This is a genomic window from Paenibacillus haidiansis (genome assembly GCF_036553665.1).
Lineage (GTDB): Bacteria > Bacillota > Bacilli > Paenibacillales > Paenibacillaceae > Fontibacillus > Fontibacillus haidiansis.
In genome coordinates this window covers 319545-344744 of record NZ_JAZHPZ010000005.1, presented here as the reverse complement: position 1 = coordinate 344744, position 25200 = coordinate 319545, and the positions used below count along the sequence as shown (strand labels likewise).

Here is a 25200-nt window from a genome sequence, read left to right as displayed (position 1 = left end):
TCTATGCCGGAAATTAAGTATTTACCCGGAAAATTTTAGTTCTTGCTTAGAAAAACTATAAAAGTTCATAAAAATACAGCCTTCCCAAATTATCGAGAAGGCTGTATCATATCCGTTTATCCCGGTCGCGGTATCGAAAATGTGGGACCGAGTTTGGCATAATCGTTTCCGGCGAGGCGGCTGACGGCTTTAAGTGTATCGGCGCTGATTCGCCCGTCCTCGTACACGGACTCGTCGATATGGAAGCGGACCACCCGGCCGATCAGCAGATCGGCCGCCGGTTCCCCGGGCTTGCCGCCAAGCGGAATCGCCTGCTCCAGCAGGCATTCCATCCGGACCTTGGCCTCGGCCACGCCGGGGACGGCGATGGTCTCGCTCGGCACCGGCGTCAGGCCGGCCAGCGCCGCCTCGCTCTCCTCCGGGGGCAGCGAGGCCGCCGTCTCGTTCACCTGCCGGATGTAGGATTCATCGGCAATGTGAACGACAAAGGCGCCGCGCTCCGCCGCGTTCCGGGCCGTATCTTTGGGCCGGCCCTGCTTGCGCTGGACCGAAACCGAGACGAGCGGCGGATCGGCGGTCACGATGTTGAAATAGCTGAACGGGGCCGCGTTCAAGGTGCCGGCCTCCGACAACGTCGTCACCAAGGCTACCGGCCGCGGAATAATGCTGCCCGTCAGCAGCTTGTAATTGTCCCGCTCGCTCTGCAGGTCGGGATCTATGGAAAGCATGGCGTCCACTCCTTTAGGTTAGGCAAAAGTCCGCTGATACCAGGCCGAGGCGGCATCGACCTCGGACGGGGTCAACTGGTGGCCGGACGGTTCCCAATGGACGTGCGCGGCCGCCCCGGCCCCGCTCAGCAGGCGCTCCAGTTCTTCCGCTTCCTGCGGCGGACTGATCGGATCGCGCTGCCCCGCGGCAATGAATACGGGGACGCCGGACAGGTCCGGCAGCGCGATCCCCCGGCGCGGCACCATCGGGTGGTGCAGGATCGCCCCGCGCAGTGCGTCCCCGAAGTGGAACAGCAGGCTGCCGGCGATGTTCGCGCCGTTGGAGTAACCGACCGCCACGATATTGCGGCGGTTAAACCCGTAAGTTCCGGACGCCTCATCGAGGAAGTCGTTCAGTTCCTTGGTCCGGAACACAAGGTCCTCTTCATCGAAGACCCCTTCGGCCAGCCGCCGGAAAAACCGCGGCATTCCGTTCTCCAGCACATTCCCCCGGACGCTCAGCACCGAGGACTGCGGGGAGATCATGCCGCCCAGCGGCAGCAGGTCGCGCTCCGTTCCGCCGGTACCGTGCAGGAGCAACAGCACCGGCGCGTCGTTGCTCGTTCCCTGCTGAAAAATATGTTTCATTCTCTATCCTCCTCCAATACCCGAACCTCGAACGGTTCCAAATTCGCTTCAATCAGCGCCCGATGTTTCTCATACCAGTCCGGCAGCATCAGCTTCTCGCCAAGCATATCGGCGGGTTCGTCCCGGGCAAATCCAGGGGGATCGGTGGCGATTTCGAACATGATGCCCCCTTCTTCCCGGAAATAAATCGCGTTGAAATATTGACGGTCGACAAACGGGGTCACATGATAACCAAGCCCGGACAGTTTAGTTCTCCAAGCGGCATGATCTTCGTCATCCTTTGCCCGCCAGGCGATATGATGCACGGTTCCGGCACCCCCGGCGCCGTATTCCATGGGGTTGATGTTGATATCGATTATATTACCTAACTCCCCGGTCGTTTTGTATCGGGCGTAGGACCCCTCTTGCCCTATTTTTTCCATTCCGAGCACATGTTCCAAAAGATGGCTCGTTTTCTCGGGAGCCACACTGTACAATACCGCGCCGCCAAAGCCCTTGATCGCTTTATCCGCCGGCACTCCGCCGAACGACCAGGTGCTTGCCGGCCCTTCCGCCCGCTCTACCAGCTCCAGGATCAATCCCGAGTTGTCGCGGAAGTGCAGAACGGTCTCGCCGAATCTTTCCCGCTTTTCGACGGAAACGCCGAACCGCCGCAGGCGCGCTTCCCAGAAATCCAGCGTCCCGTCGGGAATCGCGTAAGTCGTAATTCCGACCTGCCCGCCGCCGACCCGGCCCTTGCGGGAACCCGGCGAAGGGAAGAAGGTGATGATCGTCCCCGGGCTGCCCGCCTCATTGCCGAAATAGAGATGATACACCTCCGGCGCATCGAAGTTGATCGTTTTCTTGACCAGGCGAAGCCCCAGGATACCCGCATAGAAATCAGTCGTTTCCTGAGCGCTGTCCACAAAGGCGGTAATATGATGAATACCTGCTGTACGTTGTGTCATTTTAATTTCCTCCTTAAATGAATTTTACGAATTCGGCTACGGGTTTGCGGTAGCCGCGCGGACGAAAGCTGGACGTGTCCTCTTTGCCGATGGTGACAAGCATGACCGGAACATAGGCTTCAGGAAGCGCAAGCGCCTTGCTCAGCGCCTCCGGGTCGAACCCGTTGATCGGGCACGTATCCCACCCGTGGTCCTTGGCGATCAGCATCAATTGCATCGCGGACAGGCTGGCATTGCGGATCGCGTCCTCCCGCCGGAACGTCTCGCCCCGTTCTTCGTAGAAAGCAAGCGTGGATTCCACGGTCATATCGTATTCCTGCTTGCTGAGCACACCCAGATTCAACAGGCCTTCGTTTAATACCGCCGCATCCTTGTAAGCGTCAGGATTCCCCAATACGACAATAACCGCCGATGCTGTACGTACTTTGTATTGTTTATTCGCAGCTTCATATACTTTTTCCTTAAGCTCGGGATCCTTGACCACGATATAATGGGTATGCTGCAGATTGAATGCCGACGGAGCATATTTGACCAGATTGAATATCTCCTCCAGATCCTTTTGCGGGATCTCCACGCCTTGCATGAATTTATTGGCGGATCTGCGGTTTTTTAATACTTCCGTAAAATCGCTCATCGCATAGTCTCCTCACTCCGTAATAATTTCATGTTTATGTTTCGTTTAGAACAGCAGGGCGTCGAAAGAAAAGTCGCCCGCGCCAATCAAGGCTACACCGAGAACTACGGCAATAATCAGCAGGTTGTATTCGTAGCCGTTCGCCGTGGACCAATAACCGTTCTTGCCATGAACCGCGAAGATCGCCATGATCATCGTCAGGATGATCAACAGCGCGCCCAATGGGGTCAACAATCCCGCGGCAAACAGCAGCCCGCCGGCAAATTCGGCGCCGCCCGCCAGGACCGCCATCAGCACGCCCGGTTTGAACCCGAGGGATTCCATCCATCCTCCGGTCCCTTTCGGGCCGTGGCCGCCGAACCAGCCGAACAGCTTCTGCGCGCCGTGCGCCATAAAAGACAAACCGACAACCAACCGTATAATCAACAATCCAATAGCTATGCTCATTGTTTATTTCTCCTTTAATCATTAGTTTTGTTAAAATAAAGACTCTTTATATTAAGATATTTGACCCGAGAAGGCCTTCCGCTTTCTAAACCCGGATTTATTATCTGGGCTAGGTTTAAGCAGTCGGCGTTGTAGTGCGGATACGGCTTCGGATTCGTGTTTTCATGTCTTCATGTTTATGGCCGCCTCCGGCTACTTGAATCCCTCCTGCGCATGTTTGCCGAGCTTCTTCAGCAGCTCCGCCGCGATCCTCTTCTCTTCGGCATTCAATCCCGCCGTCGCCTTGGCGATGACTTCCGCATGCTTGGGGAACACTTCTTCGATAAACTTCGTGCCCTCCTCCGTGATCTCCGCGAAGATGAGACGCCGGTCCTCGGCGCAAGGTTTGCGCCGGACGTACTGCTTCTTCTCGAGCTTGTCGACGACATAAGTGATGTTGCCGCTGCTCATCAGCACTTTCCCGCCGATTTGCTGGATCGGCTGCGGCCCTTTGTGATAAAGCAGCTCCAACACGCCGAACTCCGTTCGCGTAAGCCCGTAGCTGCGGATATCCCGGTCCGTATGAGCGTTCACCCATTGGCTAGCCCGCGACAGGGCGATATGAAGATTCAAGGCGTCGTCTTGTTCGTATTTCATAGGATGTACCTCCTCTAGCAATCTATTTGCGTTGTACATTGTGCGCGGTGTGCGTTTCGCGATTTGATCATCGAGCCATTTATGTGTATTTATCTTGATGTGATTTATCTCTATATTAATTATCTTGATATAAAGATAATACAATTGATTTATATTGTCAAGCATTCGCCGAGAATAAATTTAGTTCAGTAAAGCGTGAGAAATTAACTGGATTTCCTCCAGCTATTTTCTCCAATTTAACCTAATCCACGAAAATAGATGGATAACCTCCATTTAATTTGGCCAAAAGCCCAGCCCCTTAACATAAATTACGGGATTAGATGTAGGTTTTCCAGTTAATTGTTCCATGATCAGATAAACCGCTGAAATAGCTGTATGTTTTCCAGTTATTTTGGATTCGCCCAAAAATCAGCTTTGACGACAAAAACAACCCGGCAGCGCCGGGTTGTGCAAAAACCGCCTCTATTGTCGCAGAGATAGCAGCTTACTTCGCCGTGAAGCCGCCGTCGATCGGGAGCTCGATCCCGGTGATATACGATGACTCGTCCGAGGCGAGGAACAATACGCCCGCCGCGATGTCTTCGGCGAGGCCGAGACGCGGAAGCGGGGTGACGGAATGGAACCACGCCTTCATGTTCTCGTCCTTCATCAAGCCTTCCGTCATCGGGGTTTGAATGATTCCCGGATGCACCGAGTTGGCGCGGATGTTATGCTTGGCGAAATCGACGGCCGTCGCCTTCGTCAGCATCCGCACCGCCCCTTTGCTGGCCGTGTACGGGCCGGCGCCGTTGCCGCCGGTCAGGCCGGCGATCGAAGAGATATTGACGATCGATCCGCCGCCGCCCTCGATCATTTTCGGGATGACGTATTTTTGCCCCAAAAATACGCTCTTGATATTAATATCCATTACCTTGTTCCAGAGCTCCACCGTGGTGTCGAGCATCGGCGTGGGGCTGGAAATCCCGGCGTTGTTGACGAGTATGTCGATTTTGCCGAATTTGGCCATGGCTTCGTCCACGACTCGCTGCCAATCTGCTTCGGAGGTCACGTCTTGCACCAACCCGATCGCTTCCCCGCCGTTTTTGTTAATCTCCTCGGCCGCGGCGGCAATTTTCTCCTCCTGGATATCCGTAATGACAACCTTTGCGCCTTCCTTAGCGAACAGCACCGCGTCCGCTTTCCCCATACCTCCGGCTGCACCGGTAATAATAGCAACCTTGTTATCCAATCTTCCCATCATGATTCCTCCTGTTTTTTCGTATTCACTGCATGATTTGATTCCGAATTCCGGCCCGGGATTTGCCGAAAGCTATCCACCATTTTCCGATAGGATGCCAGGAGCAAATCCAATTCCTGTTCCGAAAACTCCGACCATAGCTGACTTGTCAGCTCCTTATACCGTTCCACCAGCCGGGACTCAACCTCGCGGCCCTGATCGGTCAACTGCAGCTTTATGCTCCGTCTGTCATTGGGAACCGACCTGCGCTCAATATACCCTTTGCCGGCCAGTTTGTTCGTCAGGTTCGTTACCGCAGGCAGGGTCACATCCAACTCTTCGGCCAGCTCGGAGCTGGTTTTATCCCCCGCCCCCAATATCTGCAAAATCAAGTACTGCTGGGCGGTGAGATCGGGATCCAGTATTTTGCCATAAGATACTACAAATTTGGTCATTTGCTGCGACAGCAAATAGGAAAGTAGATCGCTCTTCTCCAGTCTCCATCACCTCCGCTTTCCAAAAGAAATAACCAAGTGTTATGACCGGCCACGCAGCGCCAGTATAATTAAAAGATTTAAATGGTTAAATACATTTAACTATTGTAATTTGATATTACTTCTTGAAACAGGGCGCGTCAAGCGAACCTTATTTCCAGCTAAAATTGTGTCCATTTCTGAAAAGTTTCATGCAAATGCCAATTTTGGCGCAGATCGCGAAAAAGGGTATCCTTTATAATGGAGAACAAATCCTACAAATTATCCATGAGGGAGGCTGCAGCGGAATGAATCTTCAAAATCAAACTGCCATCATCACAGGGGCAGGCAAAGGGATCGGCAAAGCGCTGGCCGTCGCGCTCGCCAAGGAAGGCGTGCATTTGGGCTTGATCGCCCGAACCGCGGGGGATCTGGAGGCGCTCCAGCAGCAGCTTGGGAAGGAATACGGCGTCCAAGTACATATCGCTGCCGCGGATATTTCCAAGCAGGCCGAGGCGGAAGCCGCCGTATCGAAGTTGATCGAGGCGCTCGGAACGGTGGATATTCTGATCAACAACGCGGGGATCGCCCAATTCGGCAAATTCCTCGATATGGACCCGGCCGACTGGGAGCGGATCATTCAGGTGAACCTGATGGGGACTTATTATGTAACCCGCGCCGCCCTGCCTACGATGCTGGAGAAGCAAAGCGGGGATATTATCAACATCGCCTCCACGGCCGGGGAACGGGGCTTTGCCACCGGTTCGGCCTACTGCGCGTCCAAATTCGCCTTGCTCGGAATGACGGAAGCGCTGATGCAGGAAGTCCGCAAATCGGACGTCCGGGTGGTGGCCTTGACGCCGAGCACCGTGAATACCGAGCTGGCGGTGAACGCCGGGCTGAAGATCGGCGAAGAAGACCGGATGATGCAGCCGGAGGATGTCGCGGAGCTGGCCTTGGCCACTTTAAAGCTGCCGAGACGGGTCGTCGTCAAAACCGCCGGCATTTGGACCAACAATCCGCAATAAGCGTTCACCCGCGAAAAAAGTCTCGACCCAGCCCAAACACAAGGGCGGGTCGAGACTTTTCTTCCGTTTGGGATCCCCGTTATTTTCTCCGGACATTACTTTGCGGTCTTACATTGATCAGCACGTTGATCGCAAACAGAATCACGCTCACCACAACCAGCGTCGCCCCGATCGGAATGATCGCTTCGAACGAGGCCTTTCCTTCCAGCACAAAAGCCAGGCCGATCATCATAATCGGCAAACCGATGGTGTACGTCCAGAACTGGATTTTCCCCAGAAGACTTGCGCCGGCCTTGGGAAACAGCCAATAAATGATGCCCGCAAGCGCAAACGAGGCCCAGCCCAGCAAATTCACATGCACGTGTACACTCGCCAGCGTGTAATCATGCGCCATGGACATGTACATGCCAAGCAGCACCCCGATTACAAAATAAACTACGGAAACTTTAATATACGTGACTCCTGTGAGCGTCATGCGTGTTTATCCCCTCTTTCACACAAAGTTCAAACGCTTCATTCGTCACATGTGTATTCAGGAAGGATCCGATTCATGACCATTCCATTCGTCCGGCAGCAAATGGGCATAGTGCGGATGGAGATAGCGGTCGTCCACCAGCAGCAGCACGCCGCGATCGTTCTCCGAGCGGATCAGCCGGCCTCCGGCCTGCAGCACTTTGTTCATCCCCGGAAAAACATACGCGTAATCAAATCCGTCCTTCCCCTGTTCATGAAAGTAGTCGCGAATGATGTCCCGCTCCAGGCCGATCTGCGGCAGCCCGACGCCGACCACGGCGACGCCCGTAAGCCGGTCTCCGACCAGGTCGATCCCTTCGGAAAAAATCCCTCCCATCACCGCAAACCCCACCAGCGTATCCTCATTGGCGGCATCGAACGCGGCCAGGAAATCCTCCCGCTCCCCTTCAGACATGGCGCTCCGCTGCACCAGCATCCGGATTCCTTCCGCCGGCAGGCCGTCGGCAAACCGTTCGCAGACGAGATTCATATAAGCATAGGACGGAAAAAAGAACAGATAATTGCCCCGGCGCTCAAGCACCGTTTGCCGCAGCAGCAGGGCCAGCGCCTCCTTCGTCCGCTCCCGGTCCCGGTACCGGGTCGACAGCGGATGAATTCGCACATCGAGCTGTTCGCGAGAGAACGGGGACGGAAGAGAAACGGTGTAGTCTTCCGGCGTTGCGCCGAGCATATCGCGGTAATAGGACATCGGCGACAACGTGGCCGAGAAGAAGATGCGCGACCGAAACCCCTTGCCCATTTCGCGCAAAAGATGCGAAGGATCGAGGCAGAACATTTTGATGACGACATCCCGGGAAGAAACCTCGGCATAGGTCACATAACGCTCGTCGTAGAATTTCCCGGTTCGGACAAAGCCCTGTGCGGCGAAATAGGCATCCAGCAGCAGCGCTCCCCGCTCGCCCGCATCCCCGGATGCCCCGGGAGAAGCCAGCTCCCGTTCGGCTTCCAGGATGAACTCCTCGGCGAGCGCGAGCAGTGCCTCCGGCTTGGCGCGGTCGATCCGGTGCGGGCCGTCCGTTTCTTTGCGCAGGTCGATAAAGAAGCCGTTGACCGCCTTGGCGGCCCGGTATACCCCGGTGTTTACTCCTTTGTACTCCCGCTGCAAGGCCAGAAAGTCGGCTTTGTTCAGGGAAGCCGAATACATCTCCCGCGCCCGGTCCACGAGGTTGTGGGCCTCGTCCACCAGCAGCGCCGTCGCTCCCTTTTGCTCGGCGAACATTCTTTTCAAGGACACCTTGGGGTCATAAATATAGTTGTAATCGCAGATCACCGCATCGGCGGCATAAGCCAAATCGAGCGAGAATTCGAACGGGCACACGCGATGCTTGCGGGCGTACCGCTCGATGATCTCCCGTCCGATCAGCGTCTCATGGGACAGCATATCCAGCACCGCGTCATTGATCCGGTCGTAGTGGCCGTCCGCGAACGGGCAGTCTTCCTTCCGGCAGCTTACCTCGTCCTGAAGGCAAACCTTCTCCTTGGCGGTGATGGTCACGGCATGCAGGTGCAGGCCCTTATTCTGCATGAAGGCAAACGCCTCTTCCGCCGCCGTCCGGGTAATCGTCTTGGCCGTCAGATAGAACAGATGCTGTAAATGCCCTTCCCCGATCGCCTTGATCGCCGGAAACGTGGTCGAGATCGTCTTGCCGATTCCGGTCGGCGCCTTGGCAAACAGGCTCACCTTCTCTTCAATTGTCTTGTAGACCGCGCCCGCCAGCTTCCGCTGCCCGGCCCGGTAAGCCGGGAACGGAAAAGACAGCCCCGCGATGCTTTCGTCCCGCGCCTTCCGGTGGTCGCGCAGCATTTGCGCATAAGGCGCATATCGCCGCACCACTTCGTGGATGAAAGACTCCAGCTCGGCAAAATCGGCCTCCTGCCGGAATTGCTTCCGCTCGCCCGACGGAAGCTGCACATAGGTCAACTGGACTCTCATCCGCGGCAGGCCCTGATCCTTCGCGATCATGTACGCGTAGCATTTGGCTTGCGCCCAGTGCACCGGATACGTCTCCTCCGTAATGAGCGCCAGATCGCCCGAGGTCGACTTGATTTCGTCGATCATCAGCATGCCGTCCTCACCCGCGAGCAGCCCGTCGCAGCGTCCGTCCACGGCAAAGAGGAGATCCCCGCAAGGGATCTCCGCCGATACGTACACTTCCTTCTGATCATTCTCTCCGTACTGCCGCTGCACCTGCTGATGCGCCCTGGTACCCTCGATTAAGGCACTGGCGGTGCGGAATCCTCCGTCCAGGTCCCCGCCGCGAAACACATACTCGACGAGCGGCCTTACCGCTATGTTTACTACCGGCTTGTTCATCGTTTCACCCGCTGCATGATTTATAGAACATTTGTTCTAAGTATAGCATAGGTTGGATGCTTCATGGGAACAGCCGGATTGGATTACCCTATTTGCAATACCCAAAATATTTTACCAAATCTATCCCGTGTTCCTCGATTTGTTCCCTTAAGACCGGACTGTTATCCAGCATCTCCGGTACGATGACATCCGCCGGAACAATCCCCGTACTATCGGCGACATCTTCCCGGATCGTCAAGCTGTCCTCTCCGGCATCCACATAAAGATCGATATCCGAGTTATTCCTGGCTTTGCCTTTCGCTCTGGAGCCAAACAGAACAAGACGTTTAATCTCCGGATGTGCATAAAGAAGAGCCTTGAGCCCCATTTCCAGCTCTTCGGACAGTTGCGGCTTACTCATGGCTCAGCACATCCATCAATCTCTCAAGTTCCTCATAATACCCGCCGGAAAGAATTTTATCGGCAAATGAGGCAGACATTGATCTACTGTAAACATGAACCGTCAAATTTCTGACCTCCAAAAGGTGCCTCCAGATTCTCTCATCCGAAATCCAACCTCGTCGGAATGCAAATTGAATGGAATCTTTGGAATGAGGGCAGTTTTCAAAGAACTCCGTCTTGGCTATAAAAGCAATGTACTTCAAAACATGTTCAACAGTCACTGCAAAGGATACAACCAAGTCACGGCGCAAGCTGTCTATCAGTTCATCATTGCTTGAGTACTTTTTAAATACTCGGATAGATCTCTTTAGATCGTCAAACTCCTCCAGTAGGCCGTTAAGCTTCAGTTGCTTATCTCCGGAAGGTCCTCCGACTCGATTGGAGCCTTGCACATGCATCCTCCTTCCAACCACAAGATTCTATATAATTCTAGTAAGAGTATACCCTAATTCTAACGAATATAAGAAGGTTAGGTCGCCCACCTCGCCCTACCGGCTCACCGCGATCTTATAATCCTTCTCCAGATACTGATGAATCCGTCTGAAGTCGGCGGGGGTCAGCTCGTCCAGCCGTTTGCCCTGTTTCAGCTCCCGGCCCAGGATGATGCCGATCGTCTGGCCCGCCAGCGCGGTCGTCGGCACGATCCGCGCGCTGCCGTAGGCCTTGATCGTAGCCCCGACATTTTTGCCCGCGACGAGCACATTGTCGTACGATTTCAGCATGAACGAACGCAGCGGAATCCCGTAGCGGTCCGGCTTGCCGTAACCGACCCCTTTGGTGACGATCCGCGTGGCCTGCAGGTCGACGGGATAGCCGCCAATCGTAACGTTATCCCAAAACATCCGGCTCGACATCAGGTCCGGATAATCCAGCACATATTTCGTTTCGTAGCGGTTATAATCGCGGATGTACAAATACTCCGGAAGCCCGCCTAACTGGGCTTTTTCGAAGCCTGGGATATTTTTTTGCAAATATTTGAGGACATGCGGAGCCTCCGCCTTCCCCTTGCGCACGGCATTCTCCACCGACTTCGGATCGGAAGGATCGACATCGTATACGAGCAGCGCGTTAATGGCGACCTCGCCGTCGTTCTGATAAGTCGCATTAAGCCCCCGCAGCATGAATTGCGTATCCTGAGGTTTGTATTTGAAAGTAATATTGCTGAACCCCGCGGCGAAATTCCAGTCCACGTAGGTATTGGCACCGTATTTCTTGCGGACATTGGTCAACGGATAATCGTCCAGAACGGCCTGATGCAGCTTGCCCCAGTTCACATTTTTGAAATTCAGCATATATGTAGCGGCCATATAATCGGGCTTCTGCCCGTTATATATGCTCTCCATTCCCGGAATGCGTTTCTCTCCGAGCTTGCCGGTCAGCGCGTTGAAATCGGTATTTTCCACCCAGTATTCCGCCTCGACCGTAAATTCGGTACCGAGTCTGTTCCTGTACGTCAAAGATTTGACCGTTTTATCGGCGCCTTCCCCCACGATGTCCACGGCTTCAATGACAACGCCGCTTTTCAGCGGGATACCCTGAATCAGCTTCTGATAAAATTTCTCGAATGAGGCCAGCTTGCGCACTTTTCCCGCTTTATAATCCGCGTACAGCGGCTTCAACGCCCCTTGGACCAGGCTGCGCCCCTTATTGTCGTTGGGCTCGTCCAGCACGATCATCTGGCCCTGAATCAATTCTCCGCCCGGCTTGCTGCGCGGGTCCAGGATCAGGACGTCCAGGCCCAGATCCCGGGCCGACTTCGCCAGCAATACCCCCTGAAGCTCGCTGCCGATGACGACCACGTCATAATGAAGCACGCCGCTAGCCGAGGCTTTGGCGGCCGGCGCCGCCTTTGCCGCCGGGAGAATGCCGGGCGCCTGCAAAATCAATGCCATGATCAGCAGCAAGAACACGTACCGGGAATGCTTTCTCTTTCTCATCGCTTTCATTTTTCCCCTCTCTGATAACCATTTAACTTTTAAAGTTAGTGTTCCGAAAGCCTATTCAAATTAACATAAAATCACTGTTGAACCTTCTTCATAAAGCTGTCCAATTCATCGCCCTTAACTTCAATATCGGGAGCAATGCCCTTGTCGGAAATATTGTTCTGCCGCACATTCCAATAGTGGTTGACCGCGTAAACCATGACCTTATGCTCTTTGTCCTCGAACACCTGCTGTCCGACGCCTTTGCCGAAGGTTTGGCGACCTAATACCGTGACGTTGTTCAGATAAGTTTTGAGGCCCAAAGTCAGCAATTCGGCGGCGCTGGCGGTGTTCTCGTCCACAAAAATAGAGATGCTCCGAAAGTCGACATGCTCGGGGTCGGAGTAATAGTTGTATGTATAGCCATCGCTATAGATTAATGTGCTGGTCACCAGATCGGGAAGGAGCGCATCCAGCATATTGTTGGCGCTGTCGGTCAGGCCGCCGCCGTTGCCGCGCAGGTCGATGACCAGCGTCTTCTCCGCCGGGGCCGGAATCTCGTCGAGCAAGCGGATGAACTGATCGTCCGTCGTCCTGGTGAAGCTGTCTATTTTGAAGTATTGGAGATCGCCCATGTCTTTGTATTCGATTTCCTCATCTTGCGCTTCCGTGATCAGGTCGTACAATTCGCCATAAGCCATGAACGTGAATTTATCTTCGGGGAGCTTCGCCTTGTCGATCGCGGCGGCTATCTGTTGCTCCGAGATCCCCGGAGTTTTCAGTACGGCCAGCTGGTCGTCCATGCCAGCCTTGTTTTTCCCGTAAAGATAGTTATCGCGGAAGAACTGCCCGATCCGCTCGCCAAGCGGCTTTTTTCGCTCTTCCAGCGAATCCTTCACATAGAGGGCCATGCTGTCCTCCGAGTAGATCTCCAGCGCCCTATTGCTGGCTTCCTCGGCTTCTTCCGGTTCTCCCAACGCCAGGTACGCGGTCGCCAGATAAGACCATGCTTCGTAATCCTCGGGATCGATTTCTGCGGCCAGCCGAAAATTAAGTTGCGCATCCAGATCTTGGCCAAGCTGAGACTGACATTCGCCGGTGTACCAGGGAATATCCGAGGTGGCGGGGGTCAGCCATGTCATCGCCTTTTCCCCGAAAACGGCGCAGCGGGAGTATCTTTTGCCCCAGTTCAAGGCTTTCAGCTTGCTGATATAGCCCTCTTGGTTCTCGGGCTCCATCTCAATCGCCTTCTCAAAATACGGGACGGAGGCGGTATACAACCCGTTATTCAAATAAGCATTGCCCACGGCCGTATGGATTTCCGCCGCTTCCGGAGCATCCTTGTATGCCTCCTGGACCGAATCCAAATCTCCCATGGAACTGTATGTCTTAATGAGCCCCAAGCGAATCGAAATCGTATCGGGGTACTTCTCTTCCAGCTTCTTGTATTGGCTCGCGGCTTCGTCATATTCACCGTAATTGTAGTAGAAATCACCGAGCTTCAACTGGGGTTCCAGTTGATCGGGGAACTTTCCGGCCATCTGCAGGTAGAAATCCTCGACTTCTTCATACTCCGCTTCCCCCTCGAGCGCAGTTCCCTTAACCCGGTATCCGTCATACACGTCCTCATGCTTGGCAAAATACCCGTCCGCGTACTTCAACGCTTCCTGCCCACGGTCAAGCGCTTGCAGGCAGTATATTTTCATCTCCGCCGATTCCGCGTCGCCAGGCTCCGCCTTCAGATAGGTTTCGAACTGCCCCAGCGCCTTTTCATATTCCCCTTGGTCATAATAAATCAGACCTTTGCCGTAATTGGCATTGATGACCCCGCTGTCCATGGTCAAGGCCTGATCATAAGCAGCCATAGCCTCCTCATACCGGTCCAGGCCGTAAAGCACATTGCCTTTGTTGTTATACTCCTCGCTCGTATTCGGTAAAATCAGCAGCGACTTCCCGATGTATTCCAGGCCCAATTCGTATTGTCCCAGCTCATTGTAGGCCCAGGCGATATTGTTAAACGGGGAGTCGATCAATTCCGTTCTCTCCACTTCATGATCCAGATTCTCCAGCCCGGGCTCTAACTCATATATGTATTCAATAGCTTCTTCCAATGCCTCAATCGCTTCCGTTGGCTTCCCCTCTTCGTTTAGACGATAACCCTCCTCATTCTTTGCGTAAATTTTTTGTTCCAGCTCGCTCCCGATGTAGCTCTCCCCCAAGTCGGTGAAATTGCCGCATGCACTCAGCAGGATCATACTCCCCAGCAAGATCAAGCTTAATGGAAATCTCTCTCTTCTCCCCAATGTACCCGCCCCATTTTGAATTTTTTAACTTATATGGTCCTTATATCTTATCTATTCGGCAAAAAAGTTCTTGATCTTAACACGCCCAGCCCTAATAATAGGTTACTGGACTTACTTTTTTCTAGTAAAAATTACAATAGGGGAAAAAGCCCGTTGGGGTTGACTATAGAAAGGTCGTACTTCATGAATACATCACCTGCGATTAGCCAACAAAAAGCACGAAAGGAATCCTTCCCGGTCGCGATTTTGTCCCTGACCGTCGGATCGTTCGCCATCGGGATGACCGAATTTGTCATTATGGGGCTGCTGCCGAATGTGGCGGACGACCTGCACGTCAGCATCTCCGCCGCCGGACAGCTGATCACCGCCTACGCTATGGGCGTCGCCATCGGCGCGCCGATTCTGACGCTGCTCACCCAGCGCATTCCGCAAAAGGCGCTGCTCTGCCTGCTGATGTTGCTCTTCATCTTCGGCAACGGCATATCGGTGTTCGCCCCGAACTATGCCGTGCTGATGGCCGCGCGGATTCTGACCGCGCTGACGCACGGCACCTTCTTCGGGGTCGGGGCGGTCATCGCCGCCGGCCTCGTCCGGCCGGAGAAGCGGGCCGGCGCCGTATCCGTGATGATGGCCGGGCTGACCATCGCCAATATCGTCGGCGTCCCGCTTGGAACCTTCATCGGCCAGCATCTCGGCTGGAGAGCCTCCTTCGGGGCGATCGCCGTGATGGGCGCGGTCGCCTTGATCGGCATCCTGTTGCTGGTCCCCCGGTTCAAGCCGGAACCGCCGGAAGGAATCGCCCGGCAAATTCGCGCCCTCATGCATCCGAAGCTGCTGCTGTTCCTGCTGATCGGCGCGCTCGGCAACACCAGCCTGTTCGCCGTCTTTACGTACATCGCCCCCATGCTTCAGGAAATTACCGGCTTTGCCGAGCACAGTGTCACGTGGATTCTCGTCATCTTCGGCTGTGGGGTGACGCTCGGAAACATCATCGGCGGCCGTCTGGCCGACTGGAAGCTGATGCCCTCCCTGTTGGGGCTTTATCTTTTGCTGGGCGTAATTTTGGGCCTATTTACTTTTACCATACAAAGCCCTGTCCTTGCTGTGATTACGATCTTCTTCTGGGGGGCCGCTTCCTTCGGCGTCATGCCCGGCCTCCAGGTACGGATCATGAATTTGGCCCAGGCCGCTCCGGCCCTTGCCTCCACCTCCAGCCATTCGGCCGGAAATCTCGGCAACGCCGCCGGCGCCTTCATCGGCGGCCTGGTCATTACCCATGCCGGGCTTCCGGCGCTGCCCTGGGTCGGGTCGCTGATCGTCACGCTGGCGCTCATTCTCGGAGCCGTCAGCTACGCGCAGGAGCGGAAACAAGCGGCGAAGTAGCCCTTGAAGCAACGGCCTATATTGCGGAACGGCCCGCCATCCTAATAAGATGGCGGGCCGTTTTTTGCGCCTTACTCCAGAGCCGGGACAATATAAGATTCCACCAACCCATGCACATTGGAATCTTGTGAAGAGGTTACCACGACCACTGTATCCAGCTCCGGAATGACCCGGATATGCTGCCCCAGATAACCATTGGCTTCATAAGCCGACAGCAGGTTGCCTTGACTGTCGCTTACATTCATAATCCAGAATAAATATCCATATTCCCCGCCATCGTATGCGCTCACTTGTTTGCGGGTAGAAGCTTCTACCCAATCCCCGGGGACAATTTGCCGATCTCCCCATTTTCCCTTATTGAGATACAAGTAACCGAATTTGGCCATATCTCTCGGCAATAAGAAGAGGGTGTTGCCTCCGTTGTAAACCCCTGTCGAGTCGTGATCCCAATTATAATTTGTAATCTCTAACGGACCGAACAAATATTTATCGGCAAATTCTTTCGTCGACATCCCCGACGCTTCCGTCAGTGCGCCCGAGAGGAGATGCGGCAGCCCGGTATTGTACTCGAATACCGCCCCGGGTTCATCCGTCAAAGGAAGACCGACCGCGGAGGCGACCCAATCCGAGGTGTAATACCACGCATAATAATTATCGTCCACCCGCTCCAGCCCTCCCGTCATGGTCAAGGCGTGCCGAATCGTAATCTCCTGCTTCCGTTTGTCCTCCTGCTCCTTAATTGCGGGCAAAAACTCGGAAAGCTTCTGGTCCGTTCCCATAAAATATCCCTGCTCGATCGCAATGCCGGTGAGAGCGGACATGACGCTCTTCGTGACAGAATATACGGGCACCGGCGTATCTTTGGTCGCGTTATTGAAGTATTTTTCGTATACGATATTTCCGTTCTTGACGATTAGAAGGCTGTTTATGGCCGGGTAATTCTCCGTTACCTCTTCTTCCATCTGCAAAAGCAATTCCCCATCAGCCCCCAATTCCCCCGGCGAGGCTTCGGGCCAAACGAACGTTGAGTTGTTATCCTGGGCGACCTCCGTTGCAATCGGTACTTCTACCGATGAATTTTCCGGCTGATTCCCGCTTCGGTCACATCCTGTCATAAACATGGCTAGTATGCTCATTATAACCATACTCTTTTTAACCATATTTTTAATTCCCTTCTAATCTGGAAATAACTTCTTACCCTATATATGCATGAGGAGCACTCGTTGGGGCAAGTCGAAAATATTCTTTTTCGTGTAAAATATCCTCAGTGAATCCTCAGGGAACAGTCAAAGATTATTCAATAGTAATAATTGACCACAGTCCAAAAAATGGATATATTTGAAATATAACGGAATAGAATGTTGTGTTTTCATAGAGAGACACCGTTTATAACTGTATTGGATTTGTGGGGGTGGTTTGGTTGAACTCAAGCACGATTCTTGCGGAATTAGATTCATACATAAAGCATCACGGGCTTAATGTAAGACAATTGGCGGGGAAATTGGAGCTTAACCCGGGAACGGTCAGTCATATCCTGAACGGCTCACGGAAACTGACCATGGACCAACTGGACCAGATCACCGAAATGCTGGGATATTCTCAGGGACACTTCTACAGCAACTACATTCATGAATATCTTGTAGAGAACGACCCCAATTGGCGCAGAATCAGACCTTTTCTATTCAATTGTGCGGAATTGGGCAAATTGGACTGTATCCGGGAGGTGGTAAATGTACTGCTGGATAATCTGATGTATTCCCCATTGTTATTCGAGGCGGCGGAAGAGTTATTCTACAACGGTAAATATGAAGCGGCGGAGATTTTATACGAGAATGTGGCCGACAGCGAGCGGAAGCAGCATTCCGAACGGCTCGCCATGTGCCAGTACCGCTTGTTTACGATCCGGATCGGGAAGGACCAGATGCAGAACTTCAAAATCGCAAGTCAATTTGAGCCTTTCGTAGAACGGTTGGATGAGATTCAACAACTGGATGCGCTTAAGGACTTGTGCAATCTGTATCGCTCCCTGCGCCATTGGGACCGGGTAGAGCATTTTGCCCGTGAGATGGAGCATAAGGCGAGAATTCAGTATTTCACAACAGAACAAAAGTTTCAGCAACAACAAGAAAAGTTGAGCGCACCACTTTTTGCATACATAGCTTATGCAAAACTTTTGTATGCTTGTGTATCCGAGGGTAAAGGCGATTACGAACAGGCTTTACATTTTACTTATGATTATGCGGATTTAAACTGGGTAAAAGAAACGGATAATAAATCCGTATATTGGAAGAATCTATTCAATGATTGGGCTCAGGCTAATACCTATGCAAATAAACTGATGAATGGGGATCTAGATGTCCTTTCGGATTATGTAGCATATATTGAAAAAAGGCCCCATGAAGTTCGTACAGCCCTTTTTAATATTATGCACTCTGCGAACCGTTATAGCTTCAATGTAGATTCTGTTTTGTTACAATTCGAGTCAGAAATTAAAGGCTATGATGATCCCCAAACCAATAATATATTTGAGGGACAGGTTATCCCTGACGACTACGTCAGATTATTATACGAATTATCTCTTTATTACTTACAACGTTCTGATTATCTAAACGGGTTCAATTTTACGATGAAAGGTCTAGAATATTCAGTTGTTATAAATAAAGAAGACATTATACTTAAGTATGTAAGCCTATTTGAAGAATTTAGAAGCGCCGCATCCAATGAAATCACTGATAAGTATAAAAATCTGATTAAAAAGGTGTGTGTAGCCCTATGAGGAGAAAAACGGCTTATATTATGGGCAGCGTTATTCTATCGTTGATTTTACTTGTTCCCGAGCTAACTGAAACAAGTGAATTTATTGTTACAACTCTTTCTCAACATGGTGGTTGGTAGTTCACTTGAAACATATTTAAATATTATTTAAAAGACCTGCAAGTAAACAAAGCCCCCAAATCACGTTATTTGGAGGCTTTTCGTTATTATAGTCACTTAGTAACAATTATTGACCATAACCTACAATATGGATATATTTTCAGTAATAGGTGGTTTTTATTCACCTTATAGGAGATAACGGGGGATGGTCTAGTTGAATTCAACTTCAATTCTTGCGGAACTCGATTTATACATTAAGCGACATGAGCTCGGCGTTAGACAGTTTGCAGAAAAATTGGGGCTTAATGCCGGAACCATCAGCCATATCTTGAATGGAACGCGCAAGCTAACGATTGATCAATTGGATCGAATTACTGAAATATTAGGATTTTCAAAAGGATATTTCTATACTAATTACATTCACGAGTATCTGGTAGAAAGCACTCCAAATTGGCGGAGAATTAGACCATTCTTATTTAAATGTGCAGAATTGGAGAAATTAGATTGTATCCGGGAAATCGTGAGTTTTTTGCTGGATAACTTGATGTATTCCCCACTGTTATTTGAAGCCGCAGAGGAATTATTCCACGCAGGAAAACATGAAGCGGCGGAAATCCTATATTTAAATGTTGCGGAAAGCGAACGAAAGCAGCACTCCGAACGGTTAGCCCTTTGTCAATATCGTCTGTTTACGATCCGGATCGGGAAAGATCAAATACAAAACTTTAAAACGGCGTGCCAATTTGAACCATATGTAGAACGGTTGGATGAGATACAACAACTCGACGCACTAAAAGATTTATGTAATATATATCGTTCTCTTCGTCAGTGGGACCGGATGGAAATTTTAGCCCGAGAAATGGAGCGCAAAGCTAAAATCCATTATTTCGCTGTGCCAAGGTCTGAGAGAAAAATTCAGGAGTTGCAAAAGAAGCTCAGCAGACCGCTGTTCGTATATATAGCTTATCCTAATCTTTTATATGCTGCCGCATTCGAAGGCAGAGGTGATTATGAGCAGTCTTTACAGTTCACTTATGAATACGCTGATTTAAGTTGGGTAAAAGAAACTGATGAAAGGACTCTACATTGGTTGAAGTTATTTAAAGATTGGTCTCAAGCAAATATATATACTAACAAGCTTCTAAGTGGAGACTTAGACGTCCTTGAAGATTATGTCCTATATGTAAAGGATAGACCTGATGAAATTCTAACGGCCTTATCGAATATTGTTTATACGGCAGACCGTTACCACATCGATGTAGATCATATTATTAGGCAGTTTGAAGCTCAAATTGAAAGCTATGAACATCCTCAGACAAATGATTTCTATAAAGGACAGGTAATTCCCAGTGGCTTTAGCGAGTTTTTACACAAATTGGCTCTTTATTATTTGCGTAAAGGCGACTACACAAATGGGTTCAAATATATGCGAAACGGCATGGACTATTACGTGAATATCAACAAACTACTTTTGGCGAATATGGCCATGCTTAACCAGTATAATTCCGTTCTTGAACCATCGTTTCTCGAGGCCTTGCCTGAACGATAATAAAGAAACCTCCATCAATAATGGAGGTTTCTTTATGCGTTATAGGGCTTTCCTTTCCCCTACTCCGCCTCCCGCAGCCTTTCCACAATCGTAGCCTTGGATAGCCAGCGGTATGCCGCAAGCGTAACGGCGAGGGAGATCACGACCAGCAGCGGAACGGAGGTGGCGATCGGCCAAACAGACATGTTGAACACGGTGAAGGCCAAATTGTCCGCAATTCCCTTGGCTACCAGATAAGTGAGGTAAAGCCCGACCGTTCCGGCAATAACGCCGACCAATATTATACCGTACAACCCTTCGTACATCAGCGTCTTTTTCAATTGCTTGCGGGTCATGCCCACGCTTTCCAGAATCGCAAATTCATTGCGCCGGGAGATGATGCCGGTAATGACCGTATTTACATAGTTCAGAATCCCGATGAGCGCGATAATGAGGCTGAGGCCGTAGCCGATCGTGCGGAAAACGCGGATAAAGCCGTTCATTTCCTGCTTGTAGTCCTCCCTGGATTTCATCATCAGATTGGGATCGGAGTCGACCAGCGCACGGACGGTTTGCTCTACTTGCCCCAGTTTGGCGGGATCGGCATGGATCGTCGCCGACAGGATTCCCGGATGTTCAATCGCACGGGCAAATTCCTCCGCCGGGAAAAATACTTTAAAGCCGCCGGATGTATAAAACTGAGTACCGGCCGCATAAAGGGCATCGGGATTCAGCACCGCCATAATTTTGTATTCTTTGTCCATGCCATCCAGTTTGATCTTGTCTCCCGGCTGATAATAGGAGGCATACAAGTCTTTGTTCCCGTCCAGGAGTGTTTCCGTGATCAGGACATAATCCCCGGTGGCGAACTTCTCCCGGTCAAACGTACCCGAGACTATATCGTCTTTAAGCACGACATCATACCACCCCGGGCCGATGCCATGAAGCTGAAGCCAGACGATGCCGCTATTCAGAATCGATGTAAAAAACGGCCTCCGAGGATCTTCACTTTCAGCCATGGGTTCCAGCACCTGCTTGATATTTTCATCGATCTTTAATTTTTCGGATTGAAAATAGACCTTGTCCACACTCTCAACCCCATCGACGGCCGCCAGGGCCTTCGCGATCTCCTCCGTAACCGCGGTCGTTCCCGCCGCCCCGCGGGCTTCGCCGGCTGCCGGCTTCTCCTTGACCACAAGGTCCCCGGAAATAAATGTGCTCAAGTATTTGTCCACATTCAGTGAACCGATCACCGTATATATAATGCTGAACAGAATTAGGCTCAGCGATAAAGACGCCAGCATCAGTACCAGCTTCTTCTTATGCCGGAGTACGTTGGCCAAAGCCATCCGGGATAATTTGGCACCGTTCGTCGAACGCTTTGTAATCTTCCGGCCGGTATCGTTCAGACCGGTATATCTTACGGCTTCAATGGGGGATATTCGCGCGGCGGTTCGCCCGGGCTTGCTGGCGGCTATCCGCACCGTCAGATACGAGAACAGCGCGGCGGCCACAAAAATAAGCGGGCTGGCCGAGTAGGACGCCACTTCCTGCTGCGTCGAAAAGGCGTTCATCATCGGCGTCAGCCAGAGTCCAATGCCATAGCCGAGCAGCAGACCGATCGGCAGGGCGATCAAATACAGCCGATTGGCCTGGATCGTAATGGTCTTTCGGACTTGACGCGGCGTCGTCCCGATCGTTTTGACCAAGCCGTAAAATTTGATATCCCGTACTACGGAAATATGAAAAATATTATAGATAAGCAAATACCCGCTTAGCATCGTAATGAGGATCAATCCCACGAAAGGCAGAATATTGACCGGGTCTTCAAAAATGCCGACACTGGCGTAGGCCCAATTCACCCCGTAGTCCGCATTCATGCCGGTGTCGGACAGCACCTTCTTGATTTTGTCCTCAATGCCGTAAGAATTGTAGAACAACACGTCAAGCCGCGTCGTGTTGACATAGGAGCCGGTATCCCTGGTTTGCTTGGGATCGATGCCGGACAAATCTTCTTGCACAAACGCCTCCGATACGAACGCCATCCCCGATACGGCGAGATACTGGTCCGCTTCATAATAGCCGGACAGCCTAAAGGTTTTGGACATCCGCTTGCCGTCGATCTCCATGTCCAGATTCACCTTGGCCCCCAATTGATGCGGCACGCCGAGCAGATCGAGCGTCCAAGTGCTCAGGACGATTTCATCTTCGCCGACGGGCAGCCCGCCTTCGTCGAAACGGATAAAGCTGTGTTTGGCGGAATTCTCGTCAACCTGATCGATTTCCACCCTTGAGCCCCGGAACGCCTCGTTCGCGGCCCAACCGACGAGGACGGCCCGCCCATACTCTTTGATCGAGGAATGTTCCGCCAGCTTATCCGCCTCATCCGGCGTTAGATATTTGAAACTGCCGTGGAAATCGCTGCCCGCCGTCCTCATCTGCGTCTGCTCCATCGACCGGTTGATGCTGAAGGCCATCGTAAACACCGAGGTAATCAGCAGGGTCGTCAATACGATGGCACAGACAATAATCAGGCTCCGCATCCGATTGCTGCGCAGACTGCGGTGTGCCAGCCGGGCAACGGCTCTACCATTATGCGTTTGCATGATCATGACTTACCTCCCGGCTCCGCGGATCATGTCCGGGCGGGACAGAATCCGGCCGTCTTCGATGCGGATGATTCTGTCGGCGGTCTGGGCGATTTCCTCGTTATGCGTAATCATCACGATCGTCTGATCGAATTTCTCGCTAAGCTGCTTGAGCAGAATCATCACTTCCTGGCTTGTCTTGCTGTCCAGGTTCCCCGTCGGCTCGTCCGCCAGCACGATCGAAGGCTTGGTCGCCAGGGCCCGGGCGATCGCCACCCGCTGCTGCTGTCCCCCGGACAAGCTGGACGGCAAATTGTGCACCTTCTCCTTCAGCCCGAGCGCCCCGATAATCCGGTCGACATGCTCCTGATCCACCCGCGTCCCGTCCAGCTCGATCGGCAGCACGATATTTTCATAGACGTTCAGGATCGGAATCAGATTATAACTTTGAAAAATAAACCCGACCGACCGCCGCCTGAATATCGTCAAATGCTCGTCGTTCATGCCGAAAATATCGTTGCCGTCCACGTACACCTTGCCCCCGGTCGCCCGGTCCAGGCCGCCCATCATGTGCAGAAGCGTGCTTTTGCCGCTTCCGCTCGTGCCGACAATGGCGACAAATTCGCCCCGGCTCACGGTAAACGAAACTCCGTCCAGCGCTTTGACGACCGACACGCCTTTGCCGTAGTATTTTTTCAACTGATCAATTTGCAAAATCGACATATCCGATTCTCCTATCAGAAAAATGAAAGTCCGTACCTTCCGGTACAGACTTAATGTAGCAAATCAATCTGACAGTGCCGTGTCCGAAAAATAACGGAATGGACATATTTGCCCCCTTTGCTTAAAGCGCGGGCAGGAAAACGGAGAACACCGAGCCTTCGCCGGGCGCCGAGGACACCTTGATGTATCCGCCTTCGGCCGTGAGAATTTCACGGGTCAGGTACAAGCCGATGCCGATGCCTTCAACCTTCGACGCTCCCTTGCCGCGATAGAACCGCTTGAAGATGTCGTTCCATTCGCCTTCGGGAATGCCGGTGCCGTTGTCCGCGACGTCGATCCGGGTGAACATCTCGCTCGCCTGGACCGTAATGGTAATGCTTCCCCCGGACGGTTTGCCGTACTTGACCGCGTTCTCCAGCAGATTAAACAAGGCCTCCGTCGTCCACTTCGCGTCATGCCTCGCCTGAACCCCCGAATCGCAATGAATGCGGACTTCGATTCCCTTTTGCTCGGCCGCGGCGTAAACCTGCGACACGGCCAGGGTGATCGTATCCAGCACCGGGGCAAGGTCCGCCCGGATGGCGATGATGCCGGTCTCAAGCCGCGACATTTTGACCAGGGATGAAATCAGCCAATCCAGCTTCGCCGACTGGTCCTTGATACTTGCGACATGCCCGCGCGCCTCTTCGCTTAACCCCGGAGTTTCCTCCAGCAGCCCGCTGTACAAAATAATGTTCGATAGAGGGGTTTTTGTCTGATGGGAGATGTCGGAGATCAGCGCTTTGATCCGGCTCTTTTCTTTTTCCAGCTTGTGTTCATTGGAGCTGGACAGCTCCACATAGCGGGTAACCTTATGTTCGAGGGCGGAGGCCGCGCTTTCCGTATACCCCGTATCCCGAGACTGGGACCGGCCGCTGATGGCCCGGTCCACAATTTCGTTTAACGTCACGGCGGAATCGGAAGTCTCGGCTTGCATCGCCCTCACCAAAGCAAAGATGAGCATCAGAAGTATTAGAACAAACAAGAGCGACGCCCAGCCGACCGCCGTATCGAAGCCGGTAAAATACGTTATCGCCCCGATATATCCGGCCGTCAGCAGCACGAATAAGACGCCGTAAACCGCATAGACGAAGCTCCAGCGGCGCCGGTCAATCCTTTTTCTCATCGCCGGCTCCTTCGGACCATACGTACCCTAGCCCATACACGGTTTTGATGTAAACCGGAGCGGCGGGGTTGTCCTCGATCTTCGCACGCAGCCGCTTTACCGTTACGGTCAACGCATTTTCGTCGACGAACTCGGCCTCCCGGTCCCACACCCGGTCCATCAGTTGCTCCCTCGTCAAGATTTGACCGCGGTGGGATACGAGCACCTTGAGCAATTTCTGCTCCGTTTTGCTAAGCGAAAGACTAAGCCCCCGCTTGCGAAACTCCATTTTGCCGAAATCGAGCTCAAGCGGGCCGATTGTCAACCGCTCCTCATAATAGGAACGGCTTCTACGCAGCACCGCCATAACTCGCGAGCGCAGGACCATCAGGCTGAACGGCTTCGTGATATAGTCGTCTCCGCCGAGTTCAAAGCCGAGGACAATGTCCGACTCCATATCGTTCGCCGTCAAGAAGATCACCGGCACCTGCGAGGTCCGCCGGATTTTCTCGCAAAAATCGAGCCCGCTGCCGTCCGGCAAATTCACATCCAGCACGATGAGATCGATGCCTCCTTTGGCAAACCGCCTCTCCGCCGCATCCAAATCATAGGCTTGTTCGATCTCTATCCCGTCCTGGGCCAAGGTAAGCGCAATTCCTTTATTCAAACTAACGTCATCTTCCACAATAAGCAGTGTAGTCATACCGCAT

The 25200-nt window shown here is 52.5% G+C and carries 23 protein-coding genes; 4 read left to right on the top strand and 19 right to left on the bottom strand.

The features are described 5' to 3' along the window. Window positions 1-116: 116 nt before the first annotated feature. From V3851_RS13125 to V3851_RS13090, 8 genes are all read right to left on the bottom strand, one after another. The gene (locus tag V3851_RS13125) at window positions 117-728 is read right to left on the bottom strand and encodes a flavin reductase family protein (RefSeq protein ID WP_331846988.1); all 612 of its coding nucleotides are present in this window, start codon (window positions 726-728) and stop codon (window positions 117-119) included. 18 nt (window positions 729-746) lie between these two features. Next, window positions 747-1355 carry an alpha/beta hydrolase gene (locus V3851_RS13120; RefSeq protein ID WP_331846987.1) on the bottom strand — a complete coding sequence of 203 codons (609 nt, stop codon included), beginning with the start codon at window positions 1353-1355 and terminating at the stop codon, window positions 747-749. After that, on the bottom strand, window positions 1352-2302 hold the full coding sequence (locus V3851_RS13115; RefSeq protein WP_331846986.1) for a ring-cleaving dioxygenase: 951 nt from the start codon (window positions 2300-2302) through the stop codon (window positions 1352-1354). Before V3851_RS13115 ends, V3851_RS13120 begins: the two co-directional genes overlap by 4 nt. 13 nt (window positions 2303-2315) lie before the next feature. Further along, window positions 2316-2936: a nitroreductase family protein gene (locus V3851_RS13110; RefSeq protein WP_331846985.1), complete on the bottom strand. Its 621-nt coding sequence runs from the start codon at window positions 2934-2936 to the stop codon at window positions 2316-2318. A 45-nt stretch (window positions 2937-2981) separates the two neighbouring features. Continuing rightward, window positions 2982-3383 carry a DoxX family protein gene (locus tag V3851_RS13105; protein ID WP_331846984.1) on the bottom strand — a complete coding sequence of 134 codons (402 nt, stop codon included), beginning with the start codon at window positions 3381-3383 and terminating at the stop codon, window positions 2982-2984. A 192-nt stretch (window positions 3384-3575) separates the two neighbouring features. Then, window positions 3576-4019, bottom strand: a complete 444-nt coding sequence (locus V3851_RS13100; protein ID WP_331846983.1) for a MarR family winged helix-turn-helix transcriptional regulator — start codon at window positions 4017-4019, stop codon at window positions 3576-3578. A gap of 484 nt (window positions 4020-4503) precedes the next feature. Then, window positions 4504-5256 (bottom strand): SDR family NAD(P)-dependent oxidoreductase, encoded by a 753-nt coding sequence (locus tag V3851_RS13095; protein WP_331847063.1) that lies wholly within the window; start codon window positions 5254-5256, stop codon window positions 4504-4506. Then, window positions 5256-5690, bottom strand: a complete 435-nt coding sequence (locus V3851_RS13090; protein WP_331846982.1) for a MarR family transcriptional regulator — start codon at window positions 5688-5690, stop codon at window positions 5256-5258. The genes V3851_RS13095 and V3851_RS13090 overlap by 1 nt, the downstream gene beginning before the upstream one ends. Window positions 5691-6016: 326 nt before the next feature. Between V3851_RS13090 and V3851_RS13085 the strand changes: the two genes are divergently transcribed. Continuing rightward, window positions 6017-6736 carry a 3-ketoacyl-ACP reductase gene (locus V3851_RS13085; RefSeq protein WP_331846981.1) on the top strand — a complete coding sequence of 240 codons (720 nt, stop codon included), beginning with the start codon at window positions 6017-6019 and terminating at the stop codon, window positions 6734-6736. A gap of 79 nt (window positions 6737-6815) precedes the next feature. Here the strand turns inward: V3851_RS13085 and V3851_RS13080 are convergent, their stop codons facing one another. The 6 genes from V3851_RS13080 to V3851_RS13055 all read right to left on the bottom strand — a co-directional run bounded on the left by V3851_RS13080 (window position 6816) and on the right by V3851_RS13055 (window position 14250). Then, on the bottom strand, window positions 6816-7211 hold the full coding sequence (locus V3851_RS13080; protein ID WP_331846980.1) for a cytochrome-c oxidase: 396 nt from the start codon (window positions 7209-7211) through the stop codon (window positions 6816-6818). A gap of 57 nt (window positions 7212-7268) precedes the next feature. Beyond that, window positions 7269-9584, bottom strand: a complete 2316-nt coding sequence (locus V3851_RS13075) for an ATP-dependent DNA helicase (protein WP_331846979.1) — start codon at window positions 9582-9584, stop codon at window positions 7269-7271. An 88-nt stretch (window positions 9585-9672) separates the two neighbouring features. Beyond that, complete coding sequence (locus V3851_RS13070) at window positions 9673-9984, bottom strand: nucleotidyltransferase family protein (protein WP_331846978.1); 312 nt, start codon at window positions 9982-9984, stop codon at window positions 9673-9675. Beyond that, a complete protein-coding gene (locus V3851_RS13065) occupies window positions 9977-10417 on the bottom strand; it encodes a nucleotidyltransferase substrate binding protein (RefSeq protein WP_331846977.1) in 441 nt (146 codons plus the stop codon). The genes V3851_RS13070 and V3851_RS13065 overlap by 8 nt, the downstream gene beginning before the upstream one ends. A 96-nt stretch (window positions 10418-10513) precedes the next feature. Continuing rightward, window positions 10514-11962, bottom strand: coding sequence for an FAD-dependent oxidoreductase (locus V3851_RS13060; RefSeq protein WP_331846976.1), 1449 nt, complete (start codon window positions 11960-11962; stop codon window positions 10514-10516). Between the two features lie 80 nt (window positions 11963-12042). After that, window positions 12043-14250, bottom strand: coding sequence for a S41 family peptidase (locus V3851_RS13055; protein WP_331846975.1), 2208 nt, complete (start codon window positions 14248-14250; stop codon window positions 12043-12045). Between the two features lie 183 nt (window positions 14251-14433). On the opposite strand from V3851_RS13055, the gene V3851_RS13050 reads away from it, so the two are divergent. Then, a complete protein-coding gene (locus tag V3851_RS13050; RefSeq protein ID WP_331846974.1) occupies window positions 14434-15633 on the top strand; it encodes an MFS transporter in 1200 nt (399 codons plus the stop codon). Between the two features lie 71 nt (window positions 15634-15704). Here the strand turns inward: V3851_RS13050 and V3851_RS13045 are convergent, their stop codons facing one another. Continuing rightward, entirely contained in the window at window positions 15705-16769 is a 1065-nt protein-coding gene (locus V3851_RS13045) for a serine hydrolase domain-containing protein (RefSeq protein ID WP_331846973.1), read from the bottom strand. Window positions 16770-17044: 275 nt separating this feature from the next. On the opposite strand from V3851_RS13045, the gene V3851_RS13040 reads away from it, so the two are divergent. Further along, a complete protein-coding gene (locus V3851_RS13040) occupies window positions 17045-18409 on the top strand; it encodes a helix-turn-helix domain-containing protein (RefSeq protein WP_414859302.1) in 1365 nt (454 codons plus the stop codon). A gap of 312 nt (window positions 18410-18721) precedes the next feature. Then, a complete protein-coding gene (locus V3851_RS13035; protein WP_331846971.1) occupies window positions 18722-20056 on the top strand; it encodes a helix-turn-helix domain-containing protein in 1335 nt (444 codons plus the stop codon). 59 nt (window positions 20057-20115) lie between these two features. Here V3851_RS13035 and V3851_RS13030 read toward each other — a convergent pair whose 3' ends face one another. From V3851_RS13030 to V3851_RS13015, 4 genes are all read right to left on the bottom strand, one after another. Further along, complete coding sequence (locus V3851_RS13030; protein ID WP_331846970.1) at window positions 20116-22647, bottom strand: ABC transporter permease; 2532 nt, start codon at window positions 22645-22647, stop codon at window positions 20116-20118. A gap of 3 nt (window positions 22648-22650) precedes the next feature. Next, window positions 22651-23346: an ABC transporter ATP-binding protein gene (locus V3851_RS13025; RefSeq protein WP_331846969.1), complete on the bottom strand. Its 696-nt coding sequence runs from the start codon at window positions 23344-23346 to the stop codon at window positions 22651-22653. Window positions 23347-23467: 121 nt separating this feature from the next. Continuing rightward, window positions 23468-24511: a sensor histidine kinase gene (locus V3851_RS13020; protein ID WP_331846968.1), complete on the bottom strand. Its 1044-nt coding sequence runs from the start codon at window positions 24509-24511 to the stop codon at window positions 23468-23470. Then, window positions 24495-25193, bottom strand: coding sequence for a response regulator transcription factor (locus tag V3851_RS13015; RefSeq protein WP_331846967.1), 699 nt, complete (start codon window positions 25191-25193; stop codon window positions 24495-24497). Before V3851_RS13015 ends, V3851_RS13020 begins: the two co-directional genes overlap by 17 nt. Between the last annotated feature and the right edge of the window lie 7 nt (window positions 25194-25200).

Coding starts and splice junctions, on each gene's coding strand:
- V3851_RS13060 (WP_331846976.1), bottom strand. CDS start 11,962: ATGAGAAAGAGAAAGCATTCCCGGTACGTGTTCTTGCTGCTGATCATG.
- V3851_RS13020 (WP_331846968.1), bottom strand. CDS start 24,511: ATGAGAAAAAGGATTGACCGGCGCCGCTGGAGCTTCGTCTATGCGGTT.
- V3851_RS13125 (WP_331846988.1), bottom strand. CDS start 728: ATGCTTTCCATAGATCCCGACCTGCAGAGCGAGCGGGACAATTACAAG.
- V3851_RS13095 (WP_331847063.1), bottom strand. CDS start 5,256: ATGGGAAGATTGGATAACAAGGTTGCTATTATTACCGGTGCAGCCGGA.
- V3851_RS13105 (WP_331846984.1), bottom strand. CDS start 3,383: ATGAGCATAGCTATTGGATTGTTGATTATACGGTTGGTTGTCGGTTTG.
- V3851_RS13045 (WP_331846973.1), bottom strand. CDS start 16,769: ATGAGCATACTAGCCATGTTTATGACAGGATGTGACCGAAGCGGGAAT.
- V3851_RS13050 (WP_331846974.1), top strand. CDS start 14,434: ATGAATACATCACCTGCGATTAGCCAACAAAAAGCACGAAAGGAATCC.
- V3851_RS13100 (WP_331846983.1), bottom strand. CDS start 4,019: ATGAAATACGAACAAGACGACGCCTTGAATCTTCATATCGCCCTGTCG.
- V3851_RS13120 (WP_331846987.1), bottom strand. CDS start 1,355: ATGAAACATATTTTTCAGCAGGGAACGAGCAACGACGCGCCGGTGCTG.
- V3851_RS13085 (WP_331846981.1), top strand. CDS start 6,017: ATGAATCTTCAAAATCAAACTGCCATCATCACAGGGGCAGGCAAAGGG.
- V3851_RS13075 (WP_331846979.1), bottom strand. CDS start 9,584: ATGAACAAGCCGGTAGTAAACATAGCGGTAAGGCCGCTCGTCGAGTAT.
- V3851_RS13015 (WP_331846967.1), bottom strand. CDS start 25,193: ATGACTACACTGCTTATTGTGGAAGATGACGTTAGTTTGAATAAAGGA.
- V3851_RS13090 (WP_331846982.1), bottom strand. CDS start 5,690: ATGACCAAATTTGTAGTATCTTATGGCAAAATACTGGATCCCGATCTC.
- V3851_RS13115 (WP_331846986.1), bottom strand. CDS start 2,302: ATGACACAACGTACAGCAGGTATTCATCATATTACCGCCTTTGTGGAC.
- V3851_RS13070 (WP_331846978.1), bottom strand. CDS start 9,984: ATGAGTAAGCCGCAACTGTCCGAAGAGCTGGAAATGGGGCTCAAGGCT.
- V3851_RS13025 (WP_331846969.1), bottom strand. CDS start 23,346: ATGTCGATTTTGCAAATTGATCAGTTGAAAAAATACTACGGCAAAGGC.
- V3851_RS13110 (WP_331846985.1), bottom strand. CDS start 2,936: ATGAGCGATTTTACGGAAGTATTAAAAAACCGCAGATCCGCCAATAAA.
- V3851_RS13080 (WP_331846980.1), bottom strand. CDS start 7,211: ATGACGCTCACAGGAGTCACGTATATTAAAGTTTCCGTAGTTTATTTT.
- V3851_RS13030 (WP_331846970.1), bottom strand. CDS start 22,647: ATGATCATGCAAACGCATAATGGTAGAGCCGTTGCCCGGCTGGCACAC.